This window comes from Bacillus sp. 11C, assembly GCF_055486375.1.
Genome location: NZ_JBUPVZ010000005.1, coordinates 229,455 through 250,202, shown reverse-complemented (window position 1 = coordinate 250,202; position 20,748 = coordinate 229,455). Strand labels below are relative to the sequence as shown.

Genomic DNA, 20,748 nt, shown 5'->3' with positions numbered 1-20,748 from the left:
GAGTTTTTCAACATGGTGACCAAAATCTTAAAAGCACCGGACGGCTCTCCAAGTGATGTTGAACGCATTAAAGAAGAAAGTGATTATTTGCGCGGCACACTGAAAGAAGTGATGCTGGACCGGATCAGTGCCGGAATTCCGGATGATGACAACCGCCTGATGAAACACCACGGCAGTTATTTGCAGGATGACCGTGACCTCCGCAATGAACGCCAAAAGCAAAAACTTGAACCGGCCTATCAGTTCATGCTGCGCGTACGTATGCCAGGAGGCGTCTCAACACCTGAACAATGGCTTGTCATGGATGACCTTTCCCAGAAATACGGGAACGGCACATTAAAACTGACGACACGTGAAACATTCCAAATGCACGGAATTCTGAAATGGAACATGAAGAAAACCATTCAGACGATCCACTCAGCTCTTTTGGATACGATCGCAGCCTGCGGAGACGTAAACCGCAACGTGATGTGCGCATCGAACCCTTATCAGTCTGAAATCCACTCAGAGGTATACGAGTGGTCTAAAAAATTAAGTGACGATCTGCTGCCGCGGACGAGAGCTTATCATGAAATCTGGCTTGATGAGGAAAAAGTGGCCGGCACGCCTGAGGAAGAAGTCGAGCCAATGTACGGCCCGCTCTATCTGCCGCGGAAATTTAAAATCGGTATTGCCGTCCCGCCATCTAATGATATAGACGTCTTTTCACAAGATCTCGGATTCATTGCGATTGTCGAAGATGGCGAACTGATCGGTTTTAACGTGGCAATCGGCGGCGGTATGGGAATGACGCATGGCGACACAGCGACATATCCGCAATTAGCCAAGGTGATCGGGTTCTGCCGTCCTGAGCAAATGTATGACGTTGCTGAAAAAACGATTACGATTCAGCGTGATTACGGAAACCGTTCTGTCCGCAAAAATGCGCGGTTCAAATACACCGTTGACCGCCTCGGTTTAGAAACTGTAAAAGAAGAATTGGAAAACCGTCTCGGCTGGAGCTTGGAAGAAGCAAAGGCGTATCATTTCGATCATAACGGCGACCGCTACGGCTGGGTGGAAGGCATTGAGGATAAATGGCATTTTACGCTGTTTGTCGAAGGCGGCCGTGTGACGGATTACGATCATTATAAACTGATGACAGGCTTGCGGGAAATCGCCAAAGTTCATACAGGCGAGTTCCGTCTGACATCCAATCAGAACTTGATTATTGCGAACGTTTCAAGCGACAAAAAAGATGAAATCAGTGCATTAATTGAGCAATACGGATTAACTGACGGCAAGCACCATTCAGCGCTCCGCCGCAGCTCTATGGCGTGTGTGTCGCTTCCGACCTGCGGATTGGCAATGGCTGAAGCAGAGCGTTATTTGCCGACCCTTTTAAATAAGGTTGAAAAGATCATTGACGAAAACGGCCTTCGTGATCAGGAAATCACCATTCGCATGACCGGGTGCCCGAACGGCTGTGCACGCCATGCACTCGGTGAGATTGGATTTATCGGAAAGGCGCCGGGCAAATATAATATGTATCTTGGTGCTGCATTTGATGGTAGCCGTTTAAGCAAAATGTACCGTGAAAACATCGGTGAAGAAGACATTTTAAGCGAGCTGCGCGTACTTCTTTCACGTTATGCGAAAGAACGCGAGGAAGGCGAGCACTTCGGTGACTTTGTCATTCGCGCAGGCATCATTAAAGCAACAACTGACGGCACGAATTTTCATAACTGATAAAGAAAGACGAGAGGCAGGGGTAGCTCCCTGTCTCTTTTTGCCTGAAATTTGCCCTGCTACAAAAAAAATTCACTATGAGCGTATCGTGAGAAATAATACCCTAAAAAGGGTATTATAAAAGAAGACAAGTGTGGAGGAAACTCGTGCCAACATCACATATCGGATGCAATGCCGTCCCAGCCTCAGCCTCTTTTAGACAAGCAGATCCATCGACTATCTCAGACGAAGGAGGTCATGTATTTGGACATATTTTTAGTTGTTCTCGTTTTATTAACGATTATTGCGATATCCAATATCGTGAACCGGTTTATTCCGTTTATTCCCGTGCCTCTGATTCAGGTGGCGCTTGGGATTCTTGCGGCCTCATTTCCACAGGGGCTTCATTTTGAATTAAACACCGAATTGTTTTTTGTTCTGTTTATCGCGCCTCTTCTATTTAATGATGGGAAGAGAACGCCGCGGGCGGAGCTTTGGAATTTACGCGCTCCGATTTTATTGCTCGCACTCGGCCTTGTATTTGCGACTGTGATTGTAGGTGGATACACGATTCACTGGATGATTCCTGCTATTCCGCTGGCAGCGGCTTTTGGACTTGCGGCCATTCTTTCACCGACTGATGTCGTCGCTGTCAGCGCATTATCAGGAAGAGTGAAAATGCCAAAAGGCATTCTTCGCCTGCTTGAAGGGGAGGGGCTGATGAATGACGCATCAGGTCTGGTGGCCTTTAAGTTTGCGATTGCGGCAGCAGTGACCGGTGCATTTTCATTAGCACAAGCGGCTGTCAGCTTTGTCTTTATTTCTCTTGGAGGCTTGCTGTGCGGGGTTGTCATTTCGTTCTTCATTATTCGATTCCGCCTCTTCCTGCGCCGTCTTGGCATGCAGGATGTCACAATGCATATGCTGATTCAAATTCTGACGCCGTTTGTGATTTATTTGGCAGCGGAAGAAATCGCCGTTTCCGGCATTTTAGCCGTTGTGGCGGGTGGAATCACCCATGCGGTTGAACAGGATCGTCTGGAATCAACGATGGCCAAACTGCAAATCGTCTCCTCGAGTACATGGAACATTATTTTATTTATTTTGAACGGTCTGGTCTTCGTTATTCTCGGAGCACAGATTCCGGACGTCATTTCCGTTATCTTTAATGACACCGCAGTTAGCAACATGAAGGTAATCAGTTATATCCTTGTGATCACATTTACGCTAATGCTCCTCAGATTTCTATGGGTGCTGTTCTTCTGGAACGGAAAATGGTTCTTTAATAAGGACCAGAACATTTATAAACCGGGTCTTCGTTCGACGCTGTTACTTTCGATTTCCGGTGTGCGCGGAGCTGTAACGCTTGCGGGCTCTTTCTCCATTCCGTATTTTCTGGAGGATGGCACACCGTTTCCGGAAAGAAATCTAATTCTCTTTTTGGCAGCCGGCGTCATTTTATGCACACTTGTCATTGCCGCCGTTGTGCTTCCCCTTCTGACTGAAAAGGAAGAAGAAGACGAAAAAAGAAATAAAAAGCTGCTGACGGCGAGACGCAAATTGATTAAAACAGCTCTCCAAACGATTAAAGAGGACATGAACGATACAAACAAAACAGCCTCTCTTGCGGTGATAGGCGAATACAACGAAAAGATGAAAAACCTTCGTTTTCAGCAATATACTTCATCTAATCGTATCAAAAAACAAGAGCGAAAAGTCCGGGCGCAAGCCATTATCGCTGAGCATGAGGCATTGATGAAAATGCTGGAACGGGGAGACATCCCGGAAGAAACAGTAAACGTACTGCAAGAACGGTTTAATGAATTAGAAATTTTGTATGGCAACCCATTTAAAGTCGGATTATCAAAAACAAGGCTCAAGCGGCTGATGTATTGGATTTTCTTCGATGAACATAAAAAGCCGGAGCTGCCGATTTTAAATGAAGCGGGATTGATACAGGCAACGAGAGTGAAAACGGCAAAAGCAGCAATTGAATATCTGGAAAAACATAAGACGGAAGAACATAAAGAAGTGTTTTTATCTGTCATTACGTTTTATAAACAGTTAATTTTCAGGCTGGAACACAGTCATCATGAGCTGAAATCAAGCGCCCAATTTGAAACTCAGAAGCTGGAAGTGAAGCTGAAGGCTGTGCAGGCGATCAGAAATGAAATTCAAACGCTCTTCGAAAAGCGAGAAATTTCTCGGGACATCTCCCATGAACTTCGCCAATACATTAATGATGTGGAAGCCGCCATGCTTGAAGGCGGCGAATAGATGCAGCAAAAAAGCTGGCGTTAGAGCGCCAGCTTTTTTCTATATTAGGGACGATGGAATTCGACAGTGCTGCCATCCCGGTCGAACCAGCCTCTGAAGGCCCAGTTGATCCAGCCGCCATCACCTTTGTTTGTAAAGGTTCCGTCTTCAAATACCCAAATGCCGTACGTAATGCCGTCGTAAACGGCTGAGCCGTAAAATTGCACACCGTTTAAGTGATCTTCATATTCCTGGCTTAAATTAAATACCATGACGTTGTATTTTTGGCCGGACGCGTAGAAGGAAGACTCCATGAGGTTTTTCACAAATCCATCTCGGTTCTGTGCGGATTTAATGGCATCGGCGATTTGGTTGGCAATTCCAAGTACATCCAGGTTGACGTTTAAACCTACCTCAGCGGCAGATGTTCCGGCTGTTGTTGCCTGGGAAATCTGCGCACCGGGATTTTCTTCAGCCGAAGCAAAGGACAAAGGGGCAATGGTCAAAGCGGCACCTAACGCAAGTGTCATCGGGATACGCATACGTTTCAATTTGGTTCCTCCTTTGTTTTGATTTGGTGACACTAATCGCATACCCTGCTTATTCCATTTATAATCTCAATATTGTTAAAATAGGAAAATAATAGTGTCACGCTTTGCCCTGCTGTGAAAAAAGAAGCAAAAAGCGGCTCTTAAGCGTATTATTGGTATCGCCTAAGAGGAGTGTGAGATAATATAGACGCTTACATTTCAGTGAAAGGGTGGATGTTCAAGTGCCAACAAGTTTAAAAGATACTGTAAAACTACATAACGGAGTTGAAATGCCTTGGTTCGGTCTTGGTGTTTTTAAAGTAGAAAACGGAAGTGAAGCGACTGAATCTGTGAAAGCTGCCATTAAAAACGGCTATCGCAGCATTGATACAGCAGCAATCTACAAAAATGAAGAAGGCGTTGGCATCGGGATTGAAGAATCCGGTGTGGCAAGAGAAGAGCTCTTCATTACCTCCAAAGTATGGAATGAAGATCAAGGCTACGAAACAACCCTTGCTGCCTTTGAAAAAAGCTTGGAAAGACTTCAGCTTGATTACTTAGATTTATATTTGATCCACTGGCCTGGCAAGGATAAATATAAAGATACATGGCGCGCGCTTGAAAAGCTGTACAAAGACGGCAAAATCCGCGCAATCGGCGTCAGCAACTTCCAAGTTCATCATTTAGAAGAGCTGTTGAAAGATGCTGAAATCAAACCGATGATCAACCAAGTGGAATATCACCCTCGTTTGACGCAAAAAGAATTAAGAGACTATTGTAAAAAACAAGGCATCCAGCTGGAAGCATGGTCTCCCCTCATGCAGGGACAGCTGCTGGATAACGAAGTGCTCGCACAGATTGCTGAAAAACACAATAAATCTGTGGCTCAAGTGATTTTGCGCTGGGATCTGCAGAATGAGGTTGTCACGATTCCAAAATCCATTAAAGAACACCGTATCATCGAAAACGCTGATATTTTTGATTTCGAATTGTCTCAAGAAGACATGGACAAAATTGACGCGTTAAACAAAGATGAGCGCGTCGGTCCAAATCCTGATGAGCTTCTGTTTTAATAAAAAACTCCCCGTGACGGGGAGTTTTTTAGTGTGGTTTTTTCTGTTGAATGAAAAACAGCATCAAAAAGGAAATGACAACAATACAGACGACCCAGGCCCAGGCAAGGGTGTTGTTCCCGGAATCCAATGCGACATAAATGGCCGTCGGCAGTGTTTGCGTAACACTGGGAATGTTTCCTGCAAACATCAGTGTTGCGCCGAATTCTCCGAGCGCCCGTGCAAGGCTGAGGATGCTTCCGGTCAGCAATGAAGGATAGGCGAGCGGGATGGAAATATGGATAAACACCTTCCATCTGCTGGCGCCGTCTACCATTGCAGCCCCCTGTATATCGGGATCAATGTCACCAAATCCAGTTTTGGCGGATTGATACATAAGCGGAAAGGCCACGACAGCCGAGGCGATCACAGCGGCCCACCAGGTGAAAATGACAGGCTGATGAAAGATCCACTCGATGGCTTGTCCGATGAAACTGTGCTTTCCGAAAATGACGATCAAGATAAAACCGACAACAGTGGGCGGAAGAACGAGCGGAAGCATAAAACATGTTTCGAGCGCCGTTTTTCCGAAAAATGATGCTCGCGACATCCGTGCTCCAGCCAGTGTTCCGAGAATAATGACAACAATTCCGGCAACTGCCGCCACCTGAAAGGAAAGCACAACAGGTGTAAAAAACGCTGAAACGCTTATACTACTCGGCAGTAAAACCATATTTTTCAAATACTTTCATTGCTTCATCAGATTGCAGGTAATCGTAAAATTCCTTCGCTTCCTTACGGTGTTTTGTATCGTTTACAATTCCTAATGGATAGACAATCGGGCTGTGTGTATTTGCTTTTGCCTCGTCAATGATTTTGACCTTTTTCGAGATCAGAGCATCAGTTTTATAAACAACGCCTGCGTCCACATTGCCTGTTTCTACATAAGAAAGGACTTGGCGAACGTCTTTTCCGTAAACGATCTTATCCTTCACATTGTCCCATAGAGAAAGCTTTGTCAGTGATTCTTTCCCGTAAGCTCCCGCCGGCACGGATTCCGGCGTTCCGAGGGCGATTTTTTCTGAATCCGCCAGATTGCTGAAGCTTGTCACAGGTGAATCGCCGTTTTTCGGCACGGCCAACACGATTTCATTGCCGACTAAATCGGTGCTGTCTTTTTTGGCGATATCCCCATCATCTACCAGCTTTTGAAATTTATCCTCAGCAGCTGAGAAGAAAAGATCTGCCCCCGCTCCTTGAGAAATCTGTTTTTGCAAGGCGCCGGATGAGCCATAGTTATCTTGGATTTTAATGTTTTGATGTTCTTTTTCATAGTTTTGTTGGATTTCCTCAAGCGCATCCTGTGCACTGGCGGCAGCTGAGATGGTTAACGTTACATTTTTCTCGCTATCCGATGAAGACTGGTTTGCGGAGCAGCCTGCTGTAAGCAGAATAGCGGTTAAGGCTGCTGTTAACATGGAATACTTTTTAAACATGATTGCACCCCTTATAATTAGTTATATCTAATTATAACTGATTATGTTTGGCTTATGTGGGTTTTTTTACATTCGACGAAAAGGTATAATAAAATAGGAGAGTGATGATGATGAATGAAACCTCTTCCTATACGATAGAAGAAGTTGCAGGTCTGCTGAAGGTATCAAAGCTGACCGTTTATGATTTGATTAAAAAAGGCGTGCTGCCTGCTTACCGTGTCGGAAGGCAGATGCGTGTGGATGAAGAAGATTTAAAGCAATATAAGATGAATATGAGAATGTCGCAGCCCATTTCTGCTGCCGAAGAGCCGAATCAGATGCAGGAGGCTGAGCCGGACTGCAGAAAAAATGTCATGATCAGCGGACAGGACATTTCGATGGATCTGCTCAGCAAGCATTTGGAGAATGTGATTCAGGAGACGCCGCTCCGTAAATACAAAGGAAGCTTAAACAGCTTGATTGATATGTATCAAGGCAAGTGTGACATTGTCAGCTTGCATTTGTATGATGCGGAAACCAGCCAGTATAATGCGCCTTATGTAAAACGGATTTTGTCAGGTGAACCGTTTTGTCTGATCAATGTCGTTCTCCGCAAAGCCGGACTGTATGTTCAAAAAGGGAATCCGAAAAACATTCAAGGCTGGGATGACTTAAGAAGGGCAGATATCCGGATCATCAACAGAGAAAAGGGTTCTGGCGCAAGAGTGCTGCTTGATGAACAGCTTGGCTTGCTCGGTGTGAAACCGGCTGATGTAAAAGGATACGGCGATATCGTGACCGATCATTACGCTGTCGCTTCACAAGTCTCAAGCGGACAGGCTGACGCGGGAATCGGGGCGCAGCACGCGGCACATATGGGCAGTGTTGATTTTATCCCGCTCATCGACGAACAATATGATATCGTCGTTTTGAAAAAACATGAGCAGCTGCTGAAGGCCGTGAAAGACATCTTGAATGCTGAGGAATACAAGGCGAATCTGTCTCATTTGAACGGCTATCAAACAAAACTCACCGGCAAAGTGATGTTGGAAACGTAAAAAATCCCTCAAAGAGGGATTTTTTATTGAGTAAACCTGAGCAGGTCTCCGTTTAAAATTTTATCAGAGAGAGACAGCTCTTCGGTTGCTTTTTCTTTATATGGGAGGCACGCATCCTGATCTTCCAGCACGTCCCCTGTTTTTTGGCTGTAGCACGTGTTTTTCGTGTAGACATAGTCGTTCGTAATAAAACTGCCGTTTCGCAGCACGGTGAATGGTGTGCGGTCGTTTGACAGTAAATCATTTCCAAATTGGATATCGCCTTTTGTCTCAATGCCGAGCAGATGCATCAGTGTCGGCTTGACGTCGACCTGCCCTCCGGCATCAGGGATGGTTTCCGGCTTTTGATCTGTGATTCCCGGAATATGTATGATAAACGGCACTCGCTGGAGCTGAACGTTGTCATACGGCGTGATTTCATCTTTTCCTAAAAACTCGGCCATCGCCTCGTTATGGGCTTCAGAAATGCCATAATGATCTCCCATGAATACAATCATCGAATTTTCGTATAAGCCTTCGTCCTTCAGCTTTTTGATAAAACGCTTCAATGCCTCATCTTCATAGCGCACCGTAGTCACATAGCGATTTAACAGACCGCTGCTTGAATCGTATTCATCAATCAGCTGATCCTTTTCATCAATTTCAAACGGAAAATGGTTCGTTAACGTGATGAAATTGCTGTAAAACGGCTGCGGCAGGCTATTGAGCTTGCCGGCGGACTGCTCTAAAAATTCCTTATCCTTTAGGCCCCAGCTTGTCGATGTCCCGGGAGTGACGTGGAAATCATCAACATCAAAAAAGCGGTCAATCCCAAATGTATTGTACATCACATCTCGGTTCCAAAATGTTTTATGGTTGGCGTGAAAGACGGCTGAATAATAATCATGTTGTTTCAGCGATTTGTACATCGTATGAAATTGATGATCGCTTTTCGTAAAAAAGACGGCCCCGCTAAGGGAAGGATACAGTGAGTTGGCGACGATGAATTCTGAGTCAGATGTTTTGCCTTGTTCTGTTTGCTGATAGAAATGATCGAAAGAATAGCTTTTTTTGATGAAATCATTCATAAACGGGGTGATTTCTTTTCCATTTACCTTTTCATTCAGAACAAAGCTTTGGGTCGATTCAAGCGTTACAAAGATGACGTTGCGCCCCTTTGCCAGCCCGAACTTGCTTTGATCAGGCTTGCTGTAATCAGCCTCTGTATAGTTTTTAATCGCAGTCATGCTGTCTTCATCGGCAAATGCCTTCGCGCTTATATTCACAGTCTGAGAAATCGTATCGTATATATGGAACTGAAACAGACCGATGCTTTTGACGAGCATTTCCCGGTCAAAGGAATGTGCCAAAAGCTTCGGCTGCTGTACTTCTGCAAGTGCCAGAGTACATAGAATCATGCCGCAGGAAGCTGCATAGTACCGTTTAATCGTACGGGGGGCGGCTTTTGTCTGCGGGTTCTTCTCTTTACGGGCAATCAGCAGCAGACAAACCAAATCCGCAAACAGGGCGATAAACAGAGGGTTGAACAGTTCTTTTACACTGCTGCCCATATCGCTCATGTTACTGGCCTGAAACAAAACCGGAATGGTAATAAAATCGATATAAAAGCCGTAAAAAATCGTATTGGAGATCAAGATGACAGTCAGAACCAAATTGGCAATCAGCAAAAAAACCCGCTGCTTGTTATCTTTTAGAAACAGGCCAATCCCGAATAAAGGAAGGATAAAGCTGAGCGGATTGATCAGCAGTATCAGCTCCTCCGACAGAGAATCAATCTGCAAATCAAACCCGATTTTATAGATTACATACGTTTTGATCCACATGAATACGATCGAAATACATAAAACCCGCTGATTGTGAAAAAGGGTTCCTTTCATTAATATGACTCCTCACGTTTTCTTGATCATCTGCATGAAATGCTTCTTATGTAAAACCTACTAAAAATAGCCCGTTCAGACAAGTGTCAGCACTCACGTTTAAAACATGCGTCCATGAAACAGCATATAAAAGTAGTAACATGATGCAATTGTCAGGCCGGCTAACACAAGCTGCTCAGAAAAACTGCCTGTCTTCATATAAAATGGGAGCCTTACGCGAATCGTTGAAGGGAATAATAATTTAATTCCATTCACCGTCCAAGCGTCAAGAATCAAGTGACTCGCCATTCCGATCATCAGTCCGGTTGATATGTTTTTATCTGGAATATATGTGGCTGTGATAAAAAACATGATGAGCAGAAACAGCAGGCTGTGCGTAAACGTCCGATGGCCAAAAACGGAGCTGACGACTTTCGATAGGATAGGAAATCTTCTCCCGATTTTGCTTTGCGTGTGGCAGATATCGGGAATCAATGCCCCAACCGCGCCGGACGCTGTCATAAGCACAGGATCAAATCCATAATAATAAGCCGCTGCCGTACAAGAAGCGATGCCTCCCATGATGTGTGTTTTTCCTGTCATTTCTCGCTTCTCCTTTTATCTTTTGCAAAAATGTCTGAATTACAAATATATCAAGAGAATGTATGTTTGATCAACAGGACTTTGGACGATAAAAAATTTTTCGCATAATTTTTCAAGGAAAAAGGCATCTTAATCGTGTACCTATTTTCTAAAAGAGGTGATACGAATGGATTTCTTTAATAAAGATAAAGGAAAACGTTCTGAAAAAGAAAAAAACGTAATCCAGGGAGCTCTTGAAGATGCCGGTTCAGCTCTAAAAGATGATCCGCTTCAAGAAGCTGTGCAAAAAAAGAAAAACAATCGATAACCCATGCGGATAGGGCTTGGCTCTATCCGTATTTCCATCTGTTCCCTTTGACAGATCATCCTTTCTTTGATAACCTTCTGGGAGTAACTGAATTATTAAATCCTCACTCTTTCTCAGTGAGGTAGAGGTTGCGCGGATGATGAGTAGCACATGCCAGGCTGACAGGGGCTGTTTAACATGTGTAAAAGGCATCAGCGCCGAAGTGTGGAGAAAGCCGATCCTTCTCTATGCTGGGACTGTATCTGAATAAGTGCAGGACTGCCGCGTGCTTTTTCGCGGAGGGCTATCCGGAGATCAAGGGTGTGTGTTTCTTTAAGCATGGACTTTTGTTCAGGCTTTTTTGCGTTTACATGATCTCGGGGTCTGGTCCGTACAAAGAATCATGGAGGTACTGGAATGGAACAGACGAAAAAATGGGGTTTTTGGTTATTAACGGCGTTTGTCGTTGGAAATATGGTAGGATCGGGAATTTTCTCCTTGCCAAGCTCGCTTGCTTCAATCGCGAGTCCGCTTGGCGCCACGTCCGCTTGGCTTTTGACAGGTGCCGGCGTGCTGATGATTGCACTTGTCTTCGGGCATTTGTCCATCCGCAAGCCTGAACTGAAGGCGGGACCGCAAAGTTATGCAAGGGCGCTGTTCTCTGATCCGAAGAAAGGGAACGCTGCCGGTTTCACAATGGTGTGGGGCTACTGGGTGGCGAGCTGGATCAGTAACGTGGCGATTATCACAAGCCTCGCCGGTTACTTGACTTCGTTTTTCCCGATCTTGGTTGATAAACGTGAAATGTTTTCGCTCGGCGGGCAAGAGGTGACACTCGGCCAATTGCTGACGTTTGCAGTATGTACGATCTTGTTATGGGGCACGCACACGATTCTCGTTACTAGCATTAACGGTGCAAGTAAATTGAACTTTGTCACGACGCTTTCTAAAGTACTAGGTTTTGTTTTCTTTATCGTTGCCGGATTGTTTGTGTTTCAAACGGCATTATTCGATCATTTTTATTTTCCGGTTCAAGGAGAAAACGGCACAAGCATTGGAATTGGCGGCCAGGTGCATAACGCGGCGATTTCTACACTGTGGGCGTTTGTCGGAATTGAATCAGCAGTTATCCTATCCGGCCGTGCGCGCTCTCAGCGTGATGTGAAACGCGCGACAATTACCGGATTGCTGATTGCTTTGAGCATTTATATTATCGTGACTTTAATTACGATGGGTGTTCTGCCGCATGATAAGCTTGTCGGCTCTGAAAAGCCGTTCGTTGATGTGCTGTATGCGATTGTCGGAAACGCGGGAAGCGTGATTATGGCGCTATTGGCTATCCTTTGTTTATTCGGAACGATGCTCGGCTGGATTTTGCTTGGCTCTGAGGTTCCATATCAAGCCGCTAAAGCGGGAGATTTTCCGGCATTCTTTGCAAAAACGAATAAAAAGGGAAGTCCGATTATCGCATTAATGATTACAAACGTCATGTCACAGGTCTTCATCTTCTCGGTTATTTCCCGGACAATAAGTGACGCATTTACGTTTTTAACGACAGCGGCAACACTTGCGTATTTAATTCCGTATTTGGTATCTGCGATTTACAGCTTGAAGCTTGTCATCAAAGGTGAAACGTATGACCAGCTGAGAGGTTCCCGTGTAAAAGACGGATTAATCGCGATATTAGCGTGCGCATACTCATTGTTTGTCATCATAACAGGCACAGCGGATTTAACGACATTTACTCTCGGCATCGGTTTATTCTTTGTCGGCTTGATCGTTTATCCATTTGTTGTTAAAAAGTTCCGGAAAGCATAAACAAAAGACACCTGATTAGTTTCCATCAGGTGTCTTTTTTATAAAATCACAATTTGCCGTGTTAGCAATCCGATCGTTAAAACAGCTGAAAGGAAAGCAGAAATAGAAAGAAAAACCTTCACGGATAATCGAATATGCAAAAAGCGTTTTTTCAGCCTTTCCAGCAAACCAAACAGAACGAGCACTAAGATAAATACAAGAAGCACACTAGAAAAAGGTTTTCCGATATAGAGCCCGTTAAAAAAACTGATCGCGATGATGATGCAGCTAAATATGAATTGCGCAAGAAAATATCCGATGTGGTTCAAAATGAGCCGCTCCTTATAGATGTGCAAAAGAGCCGCGGGCAGGCGGCTCTTTTGTTTATTTTGTTAAGCTTTCCGTAATAAACTTCAGCTGGCCTTCTAATGAAATCGGATCAGAGAAATAGAAGCCAATAGGGTCAATCTTGTAGACACGGTCGTGTTTAACGGCGTCTAGGTTCTTCCAAATGGAGCTGTCAAATACGCCGCCATCGTCGCCGCCTGCTTGCCATGGACCCGCGAAAATATAATCTCCCGCGAAGTCAGGGAGCTTCTCTAATGAAATACTTGTATATCCGGGACCCTGATCAATGGCTTTTTCCTTTGTCAGCTTTGTAGCCTGCAAGCCAAGATCTTTGTAAATGATGCTTCCGCCTCTTCCGAAATCTTTACCGAATACGTAGATGTCTTTTCCATTCGTTTGCATAATGGAGACTGTTTTGTCACCCACAGCTTTTTTGATTTTTGTTTTAGCCGCCGCAACTTTTTTATCCCACTCAGTCAGCCATTTTTCTGCTTTATCTTCAGTTCCTGTCATTTTTGCGAATTCTTTCAGCTGCTCGATATTGTCAAGCTTATCGTATGTTACCGCGACAGTCGGCGCGATTTTTTGAAGCTTTTTAATATCAGCGCCTTGCGTTGTCCAGACGATAATCAAGTCAGGATTCAAATCAATGACTTTTTCAACGGAAGTACCGTCTCCGATGCTTGTAACGCCGTCGGTTTTTCCTTTGTAATAAGGGTTTTTAAATACATTCTCAGGCGCACCGACGACGTTGATGCCGAGTGTTTTGAAGTAGCCGTAGTAGCCGTCAGCCATGACAACCACCCGTTTAGGATGCTTAGGGATTTTCACATTTCCGTTTTCAGCCTTGTATGTAACGGTTTCTTCGTCTTTGGAATCAGAGGAAGAGCCTTTGCTTTCTGTGTTATTCCCGCAGGCTGCCAGTGCTGCAATCAATAACACGGCAAAAAACGCGGCTCCGAGTTTCTTATATATATGGGTCATATCTCATACCTTCTTTCCGGAAAATGGGTGATAAAGAGAATCATTATCAATGTGATTATACCATCGCAAGAGCCAGTTGACACGGTAATTTTGCAATTATATGCTCATTTTTGTTCAAAACGCTCTATTACAACAGCGCAAAAAAATGATATACTTGATCAGTAATTGATAATCATTATCATTATTGGAAAGGAAGTACGGCTGTTGAGTCAAAGTAAAAATATACAGACGATATCAGAAGAAAACCAATGGACGTCAAGGTCATTTGGCGCGGTCATTGTCCTTATTGCAGGGATGTGTTTACTATGCCTTGGCGCGCTTTTATCTATATCTCTCGGTGCTGCGGATATTCATTTGCGCACGGTGTGGGACGCCATCTTTCATTTTCAGCCGACAGAGACATCCCACCAAATCATACACGATCTTCGACTGCCGAGAACGGCTGCCGCCGCGCTTGTCGGCGCTTTGTTAGCAGTCTCGGGAGCGATCATGCAGGGGATGACGAGAAACCCTTTGGCAGAGCCTTCGATTATGGGAGTTACATCAGGCTCTGCGTTTGCCATTTCAATTGCATTTGCCTTTTTTCCCGGGCTTTCGACGATGGGGCTTGTGCTATGGTCCTTTGCAGGAGCGGGGCTGGGGGCATCAACAGTAATGGGGATTGGCATGTTTTCAAGGGGCGGACTTACGCCAGTAAAGTTTGCTCTGGCGGGATCGGCAGTTTCTTATTTCTTTACAGGCATTTCAACCGCCGTTGCAATCCGCTTTGATGTCGCTCAGGATGTAAGTTTTTGGTATGCAGGCGGGGTAGCGGGTGTGAAATGGTCAGGTATTCATCTCTTGCTTCTCGCAGGGGCGGTCGGTTTAACGCTTGCGTTTATCATCGCTCGGTCTGTGACAGTGTTAAGTCTCGGAGACGAGCTGGCGAAAGGGCTTGGACAGTATACATCAGCGGTGAAACTGGTTGGCATGCTTGTCGTTGTGATTTTGACGGGAGCTGCGGTTTCCATTGCCGGCACCATCGCATTTATCGGGCTGATCATTCCGCATATTACCCGGTTTTTGGTTGGTGTGGATTATCGGTGGATCATTCCTTGCTCGGCGGTGCTTGGCGCCGTTTTGCTAGTTTTTGCTGACATTGCGGCAAGACTCGTCAACGCGCCCTTTGAAACGCCTGTCGGCGCGCTGACCTCTCTCATCGGCGTTCCCTTTTTCTTTTATTTGGCACGTCGGGAAAGGAGAGGGCTGTAATGAAAACAAAAACGAAAAAACCGCTCGTTGTGATGGCTGTGACCTTTCTGCTCATCGTGCTGGTCTTTTTTATCAGTTTGAATTTGGGCGTCATCAAAATTGCACCGCTTAAAACGCTTCAAGTCTTTTTCGGCCAAGGAACGGCGCGTGATGAACTTGTCTTATTTGAGTTCAGGATGCCCCGGATCATCCTTTCTTTGCTCGTTGGGGCAGGAATCGCTGTTGCCGGCGCCATTTTGCAAAGCGTTTCTCAAAATGATCTGGCTGAGCCCGGCATTCTCGGAATTAACGCCGGCGGCTCGCTTGCTGTTGTGCTTTTTATATACTTTTTTCAAGGGTCAGCTTCAGATCTTAGCTTTTTCGGAACATTTATGCTGCCGTTCAGTGCTTTGGCTGGCGCATTTCTCGCCGCGCTTCTCATTTATCTTCTGGCTTGGAAAAAAGGCGTGACACCGATTCGGCTGATTTTAGTAGGTATTGGCGTGAATGCTGGTTTTAACGCTCTGTTGCTGATTTTTCAGCTCAAGATGGACCCTCATGATTTTATGCAGGCCGCGGTTTGGATATCCGGCTCGATATGGGGGGCGAACTGGAATATGATTTGGGCGATCCTTCCTTGGATTGTGATCTTGCTTCCGTTTACTTTATATAAGGCACGTTATTTGAACATTTTGCAGCTCGGAGACCAATTAGCGACCGGGCTTGGCACTGCTGTTGAAAGGGAAAGACGGATTCTCCTTCTGGCGGCGGTCACTCTTGCCGCTTCATGCGTGGCAGCTGCAGGGGGCATCGCGTTTCTCGGATTGATCGCGCCCCACGTGGCAAGAAGGCTTACCGGTCCGCGTCACCAGACGCTGATACCGGTCTCCGCCTTCATCGGCGCATTTCTGTTTTTGCTCGCTGATACGCTGGCGAGAAATGTATTGGCACCTTCGGAAATTCCGGTCGGACTTGTCATTTCCGTGCTAGGCGCGCCTTACTTTATTTATTTATTGATGAAAGCGAATTAGAGGAGGGGGCCGAATATGAATTCATTATCAACGGAACAGCTTGGAATCGGTTATGGTGACAGGGTGATTGGAGAAGATTTAAATATCTCGATTCCTAAAGGGAAAATCACCACCTTAATTGGCCCGAATGGCTGCGGGAAATCAACAATATTAAAAACAATGTCCAGAATTATGCGTACACATAAAGGTGCCGTCTATTTAAACGGCAAAGCGATTCATAAAATGTCTACAAAAGACATTGCGAAAGATATGGCGATTCTGCCGCAGACACCTGAAGCGCCAAGCGGTTTAACGGTGTATGAATTGGTGTCGTACGGAAGGTTTCCGCATCAATCAGGATTCGGCAGGTTACATGATGAAGACCGCCGGATTATCAAATGGGCGCTTGAAGAAACAGGCATGGCTGAATACGCTGAACGGCCGATTGAGGCACTGTCAGGCGGACAGCGTCAGCGCGTGTGGATAGCCATGGCGCTTGCGCAAGGGACGGAACTGCTGCTGCTGGATGAACCTACAACGTACCTTGATCTCGCACACCAGCTTGAAATTCTGCAGCTGCTTGACAGGCTCAACAAAGAACAGGGGCGGACGATATTAATGGTCATTCATGATCTGAATCACGCGGCCCGTTTTTCTCATTATATGATCGCGCTCAAAAACGGCACGGTCATCAAGGAGGGCGGCGCACTGGAGGTCATGACACCGGACATTTTGAAGCAGGTATTTCAGATTGATGCCGAAATCGTGACCGATCCCCGTACCAATAAACCTGTATGCTTGACCTATGACCTGATTAAAAATGAAAAAGCGCTTATTTCTGTGTAAGAAAAATCCCGGTTCAGAGCCGGGATTTTTTATTTTCGGCCGTGAAAATACAATTTTTCTATTTGATTCCTTCATTTCAATAAAAAGATTGCAAGTCTTTTTGAATTAATAGATAATATTGGTTATAATGTTTCGAAAATATTACATAGTTTACAGAAAGAGGAGATCGTTGTGTCCAAGAAGAAAAAATGGCTTATTGGCGGTGCGATATGTGCCGGTGTGCTTGTATTAGCTGGGATCGGCGCCGGCGGTGTTTACTTTTTTACCCACATCAACCAAGTTGCCGTATCGTCGGAGCCCTATGCAGAATCGGTAGCGGTATACATGGGAGGAGAATCAGAATCAGGCCAAACGTTTTCTGGAAAGGTTGAACCTGAGAAGCAGCAGAAAGTATATATCGATTCTGAAAAAGGCAGCATTAAAAAAACATACGTCAAAGAAGGCGATCAGGTCAAAAAGGGCGATAAGCTTTTTGAGTATGAGGGTGAGGATCATTCTGACGAAGTTGAACAAGCCAATTTGCAAATCGAAATGACAAACCTGCAAATCAACCGCTTGCAAAAATCAATAACGGAAACGGAAAAACAGCTGAAAACGGCTGGAAAAGAAGAGAAATCACAGCTTCAAGATGAGCTTGATCAGGCCAATTTCGATTTGAAAACAAGCCAGCTTGAGCTGAAGCAGCATCAAAAAGAGCTGGCTGCCCTGACGAAAAACAAAGGTTCCAATGTCATAACAAGCAAGCATGACGGGATCGTTCAAAGCGTCAATCAGGATATCGCCGCCGGAGCAACGGGCGACCAGGCAGCAGGACCGTATATCCAGATTGTTTCGACGGGCAAATACCTAGTCAAAAGCCAAATCAACGAGCTGTTAATGGACACAATCAAAAAAGGCAGCAAAGTCAGAGTCACGCTGAAAACAGGCGGTGAAGGCGAGTGGAAAGGAAAGGTCACTTCGATCGGCAAGCTTCCAGCGGGAACAGGCGAGGGTGAGGAATCAGAAAGTTTTGCTGAAGAAGAAATGAACCCTCAATCCTCTAACTATCCTTTCACCATTTTATTAGACAGCCATAAAGGTCTCGAAGTCGGCTATCATGTCAACATCGAAGTGATGAGTGATGAGGCTGATGCGGACACGATTAAGCTGCCTTCCGACATGGTCATACAGGATGACGGAGAACCGTACGTGTGGAAAGCGGATGAGAAGCAGAAAGCGGTCAAGCAGCCTGTTGAAATCGGAGAGACTGATGAAAATGACATGGTGGAAATTAAGAGCGGCTTGACGCTGGAAGATTATGTGATCTATCCTGATCCCGCGGTCAAGGAAGGAAAGCAGGTTACAGTCAATGCTGACATTGAATAATATTTCGAAATCGTACAAGCTGGGAAAAGAAGAAGTTCCGATCTTAAAACATATTAATCTGACGGTCCAAGCTGGTGAGTTTCTGGCTATTATGGGGCCTTCCGGTTCTGGTAAGTCAACGCTAATGAATATCATCGGCTGTTTGGACAGGCCAACCTCCGGAACCTATACGCTTGATCAGATAGATATATTGAAAGGGAAAGACGGTGCCTTAGCCGAAATCCGCAACGAGTCAATCGGGTTTGTGTTTCAAACCTTTCATTTGCTGCCGCGTCTCACCGCGCTGCAAAATGTCGAGCTGCCGATGATCTACAATAAAGTGAAGAAAAAAGAGAGAAGGCAGAGAGCCTATGAAGCGCTGGAAAAGGTCGGGCTGAAAAACAGGGTCTCCTACAAGCCTCCGAAGCTGTCCGGCGGGCAAAAGCAGCGGGTGGCGATAGCGAGAGCCCTTGTCAATCAGCCGAGGTTTATTTTAGCTGATGAACCGACCGGGGCGCTTGATACCAAATCAAGCGAACAAATTTTGTCGCTGTTTTCTGAATTGCATCAGGAAGGCAAGACCATTATTATGATTACCCATGACCCGGACGTTGCCAAAAAAGCTGACAGAACCGTTTTTATCAGAGATGGAGAATTGGTATTAGATGAGAGAGGGGATATCAGCCATGCTTGAACATATTCGAATCTCCTTTCAATCGATTTTCTCTCATAAACTAAGATCCATTCTGACAATGCTCGGTGTCATTATCGGCATAGCGGCAATCATCGCGATTGTATCGATGCTGAAGGGTCAAAGCGAACAATTAAAGCAGAGCATGATCGGTATGGGAAATAACGCGATCAATGTTGTCTACCAGCCGTCGGGCGGAGAAGAGGAGGGCGGCGGCTATCAGGTTTCGTATACGACTGCACCGCCTGTAGCTGACGAAACAGTAAAGGCGATTAAATCTGATCCTATGGTCAAAGGATTATCCTTATATTACTTGTCTGAAGGCGCGAGCGTCTTTCATTTGACAAACGTTTCGTACCCTCAGGTATACGGAGTTGACGGTGATTACTTTGATATGTTCCCAATCCGTATAACCGAAGGGAGAAAGCTGGCGGAAAACGAATTGAACAGCACACACCAAGTGGCGATGATCAATGAAGCTGCCAGAGATGAACTGTTTCCAGACGGAGACGCTCTGCATAAAAACATTGAGATGAATGGTGTGCCGTTTAAGGTCGCCGGTGTTTTCACAGAAAAAAAACAGCAGGAAAGCATGTTTGAAGGCGACTATGCGAACCCGGTTTTGTACATTCCGAAAAAAGTGTGGCCGCTCATTGAAGGATTTGACGCGCCGACACAGATTGCTGTGCAGGCTGATTCTTCTGAGCATATCCAAGAAGCCGGCGTAATGGCTGCTGATCTTTTAAACCAAGGACTGTCAGATGCTGAGTTAGAAAAAGCAGAGTATAGTGTGATGGATCTTCAGGAGATCGCGCAGGAAGTGGAGTCCTTTAATCAGTCATTTGCATTGCTGCTTGGCGGAATCGCCAGTATTTCACTTTTGGTCGGCGGTATCGGCGTCATGAACATCATGCTCGTTTCCGTCACAGAGCGTACGAGGGAAATCGGGATTAAGAAAGCGCTCGGTGCTAAGCGGCGTGTGATTTTATTTCAATTTTTAACTGAGGCGGTCGTGCTGACAAGCATTGGCGGCATACTTGGTGTGCTGGCGGGCTTCGGCATCGCTAAGCTGCTGACGGTCGTTTTTCCAATGCCTTTTATCGTCTCCGTTCCGGCTGTTGTCGGGGCACTCATCTTTTCAATGGCAGTCGGCATTATCTTCGGCTTGCTTCCTTCCATCAAGGCATCTAAGCTTCAGCCTGTAGACGCGCTGCGCTATGAATAAAAAGAACGCATCCATTTGGAATGCGTTCTTTTTTTAGGTGGGAAGGGCCGAATTGCATTTGTCTAAAATCAGAAAAACGGCTGCGACAATCATTTCTTCTGTGGTGGACAGCCAGATGTCGCTGATCATTTCGTCTGTCGTATGAGCAGTCATCCACAAAAACAGCAGCTGTACGATGCCGGCTAGAAGAATGAATAAGTGTTTGTCTGTCTTGAAAAATGTAAAGCTATGTATCATCAGGCGTTCAAATGGTTCTAAGAATAGGCCGAGGACAAGAAATAACAGGGCAAAAAGCAGGACGTGAGCCGCTGAACGGTAGCTCGTTCCTGCTATGGAAAACAATATATAGATGACGGCAAAATAGGTCAACACCACTGCCGCCGCGGCCAAAAAGTATTTTATAGAGAGCCGCAATAATCGATTTGAAGACATTTGATGTTTCACTGGTTC

General features: G+C 45.5%; 20 protein-coding genes and 1 riboswitch. Of the genes, 12 read left to right on the top strand and 8 right to left on the bottom strand.

The window, feature by feature from the left end; genetic code table 11:
- The first annotated feature begins 12 nt into the window (after nt 1–12).
- Together cysI and ACY3LV_RS10000 are read left to right on the top strand one after the other, a co-directional pair.
- A complete protein-coding gene (gene cysI / locus ACY3LV_RS10005) occupies nt 13–1,728 on the top strand; it encodes an assimilatory sulfite reductase (NADPH) hemoprotein subunit (protein ID WP_087991130.1) in 1,716 nt (571 codons plus the stop codon).
- Nucleotides 1,729–1,971: 243 nt separating this feature from the next.
- Nucleotides 1,972–3,984: a Na+/H+ antiporter gene (locus tag ACY3LV_RS10000; protein WP_087991129.1), complete on the top strand. Its 2,013-nt coding sequence runs from the start codon at nt 1,972–1,974 to the stop codon at nt 3,982–3,984.
- Between the two features lie 44 nt (nt 3,985–4,028).
- On the opposite strand, the gene yvgO is transcribed toward ACY3LV_RS10000, so the two are convergent.
- The gene (gene yvgO / locus ACY3LV_RS09995; protein WP_087991128.1) at nt 4,029–4,514 is read right to left on the bottom strand and encodes a stress response protein YvgO; all 486 of its coding nucleotides are present in this window, start codon (nt 4,512–4,514) and stop codon (nt 4,029–4,031) included.
- A 221-nt stretch (nt 4,515–4,735) separates the two neighbouring features.
- On the opposite strand from yvgO, the gene pgoN reads away from it, so the two are divergent.
- Entirely contained in the window at nt 4,736–5,566 is an 831-nt protein-coding gene (gene pgoN, locus ACY3LV_RS09990) for a glyoxal/methylglyoxal reductase (RefSeq protein WP_202328037.1), read from the top strand.
- A 28-nt stretch (nt 5,567–5,594) separates the two neighbouring features.
- Here pgoN and modB read toward each other — a convergent pair whose 3' ends face one another.
- Nucleotides 5,595–6,287, bottom strand: coding sequence for a molybdate ABC transporter permease subunit (gene modB, locus ACY3LV_RS09985; RefSeq protein WP_141113386.1), 693 nt, complete (start codon nt 6,285–6,287; stop codon nt 5,595–5,597).
- Nucleotides 6,259–7,041, bottom strand: a complete 783-nt coding sequence (gene modA / locus ACY3LV_RS09980; RefSeq protein ID WP_087991126.1) for a molybdate ABC transporter substrate-binding protein — start codon at nt 7,039–7,041, stop codon at nt 6,259–6,261. The genes modB and modA overlap by 29 nt, the downstream gene beginning before the upstream one ends.
- A gap of 110 nt (nt 7,042–7,151) precedes the next feature.
- Between modA and ACY3LV_RS09975 the strand changes: the two genes are divergently transcribed.
- The gene (locus ACY3LV_RS09975; protein ID WP_087991175.1) at nt 7,152–8,078 is read left to right on the top strand and encodes a substrate-binding domain-containing protein; all 927 of its coding nucleotides are present in this window, start codon (nt 7,152–7,154) and stop codon (nt 8,076–8,078) included.
- 23 nt (nt 8,079–8,101) lie between these two features.
- On the opposite strand, the gene ACY3LV_RS09970 is transcribed toward ACY3LV_RS09975, so the two are convergent.
- Both ACY3LV_RS09970 and ACY3LV_RS09965 read right to left on the bottom strand, forming a co-directional pair.
- A complete protein-coding gene (locus tag ACY3LV_RS09970) occupies nt 8,102–9,955 on the bottom strand; it encodes an LTA synthase family protein (protein ID WP_464863713.1) in 1,854 nt (617 codons plus the stop codon).
- A 99-nt stretch (nt 9,956–10,054) separates the two neighbouring features.
- Nucleotides 10,055–10,537, bottom strand: coding sequence for a metal-dependent hydrolase (locus tag ACY3LV_RS09965; protein ID WP_253268571.1), 483 nt, complete (start codon nt 10,535–10,537; stop codon nt 10,055–10,057).
- Between the two features lie 166 nt (nt 10,538–10,703).
- On the opposite strand from ACY3LV_RS09965, the gene sspJ reads away from it, so the two are divergent.
- Together sspJ and ACY3LV_RS09955 are read left to right on the top strand one after the other, a co-directional pair.
- Nucleotides 10,704–10,844 (top strand): small acid-soluble spore protein SspJ, encoded by a 141-nt coding sequence (gene sspJ, locus ACY3LV_RS09960; protein WP_010330072.1) that lies wholly within the window; start codon nt 10,704–10,706, stop codon nt 10,842–10,844.
- A gap of 114 nt (nt 10,845–10,958) precedes the next feature.
- Nucleotides 10,959–11,138: riboswitch (Lysine riboswitch) on the top strand.
- 102 nt (nt 11,139–11,240) lie between these two features.
- The gene (locus ACY3LV_RS09955; protein WP_202328040.1) at nt 11,241–12,641 is read left to right on the top strand and encodes an amino acid permease; all 1,401 of its coding nucleotides are present in this window, start codon (nt 11,241–11,243) and stop codon (nt 12,639–12,641) included.
- Nucleotides 12,642–12,679: 38 nt separating this feature from the next.
- On the opposite strand, the gene ACY3LV_RS09950 is transcribed toward ACY3LV_RS09955, so the two are convergent.
- Together ACY3LV_RS09950 and ACY3LV_RS09945 are read right to left on the bottom strand one after the other, a co-directional pair.
- On the bottom strand, nt 12,680–12,949 hold the full coding sequence (locus ACY3LV_RS09950) for a hypothetical protein (RefSeq protein ID WP_176365275.1): 270 nt from the start codon (nt 12,947–12,949) through the stop codon (nt 12,680–12,682).
- 55 nt (nt 12,950–13,004) lie between these two features.
- Entirely contained in the window at nt 13,005–13,952 is a 948-nt protein-coding gene (locus ACY3LV_RS09945) for an iron-hydroxamate ABC transporter substrate-binding protein (protein WP_458866573.1), read from the bottom strand.
- A gap of 204 nt (nt 13,953–14,156) precedes the next feature.
- Between ACY3LV_RS09945 and ACY3LV_RS09940 the strand changes: the two genes are divergently transcribed.
- The 6 genes from ACY3LV_RS09940 to ACY3LV_RS09915 all read left to right on the top strand — a co-directional run bounded on the left by ACY3LV_RS09940 (nt 14,157) and on the right by ACY3LV_RS09915 (nt 20,298).
- Nucleotides 14,157–15,203: an iron ABC transporter permease gene (locus tag ACY3LV_RS09940; protein ID WP_333560871.1), complete on the top strand. Its 1,047-nt coding sequence runs from the start codon at nt 14,157–14,159 to the stop codon at nt 15,201–15,203.
- Nucleotides 15,203–16,213, top strand: a complete 1,011-nt coding sequence (locus ACY3LV_RS09935; protein ID WP_464863712.1) for a FecCD family ABC transporter permease — start codon at nt 15,203–15,205, stop codon at nt 16,211–16,213. The genes ACY3LV_RS09940 and ACY3LV_RS09935 overlap by 1 nt, the downstream gene beginning before the upstream one ends.
- 15 nt (nt 16,214–16,228) lie before the next feature.
- Nucleotides 16,229–17,038: an ABC transporter ATP-binding protein gene (locus ACY3LV_RS09930; RefSeq protein ID WP_464863711.1), complete on the top strand. Its 810-nt coding sequence runs from the start codon at nt 16,229–16,231 to the stop codon at nt 17,036–17,038.
- Nucleotides 17,039–17,209: 171 nt separating this feature from the next.
- Nucleotides 17,210–18,403 (top strand): efflux RND transporter periplasmic adaptor subunit, encoded by a 1,194-nt coding sequence (locus ACY3LV_RS09925; RefSeq protein ID WP_333518421.1) that lies wholly within the window; start codon nt 17,210–17,212, stop codon nt 18,401–18,403.
- Complete coding sequence (locus ACY3LV_RS09920) at nt 18,387–19,076, top strand: ABC transporter ATP-binding protein (protein WP_087991119.1); 690 nt, start codon at nt 18,387–18,389, stop codon at nt 19,074–19,076. The genes ACY3LV_RS09925 and ACY3LV_RS09920 overlap by 17 nt, the downstream gene beginning before the upstream one ends.
- Nucleotides 19,069–20,298, top strand: a complete 1,230-nt coding sequence (locus ACY3LV_RS09915; RefSeq protein WP_458866569.1) for an ABC transporter permease — start codon at nt 19,069–19,071, stop codon at nt 20,296–20,298. The genes ACY3LV_RS09920 and ACY3LV_RS09915 overlap by 8 nt, the downstream gene beginning before the upstream one ends.
- A gap of 33 nt (nt 20,299–20,331) precedes the next feature.
- Here the strand turns inward: ACY3LV_RS09915 and ACY3LV_RS09910 are convergent, their stop codons facing one another.
- Nucleotides 20,332–20,742 carry a regulatory YrvL family protein gene (locus ACY3LV_RS09910; protein WP_087991117.1) on the bottom strand — a complete coding sequence of 137 codons (411 nt, stop codon included), beginning with the start codon at nt 20,740–20,742 and terminating at the stop codon, nt 20,332–20,334.
- Nucleotides 20,743–20,748 lie beyond the last annotated feature (6 nt).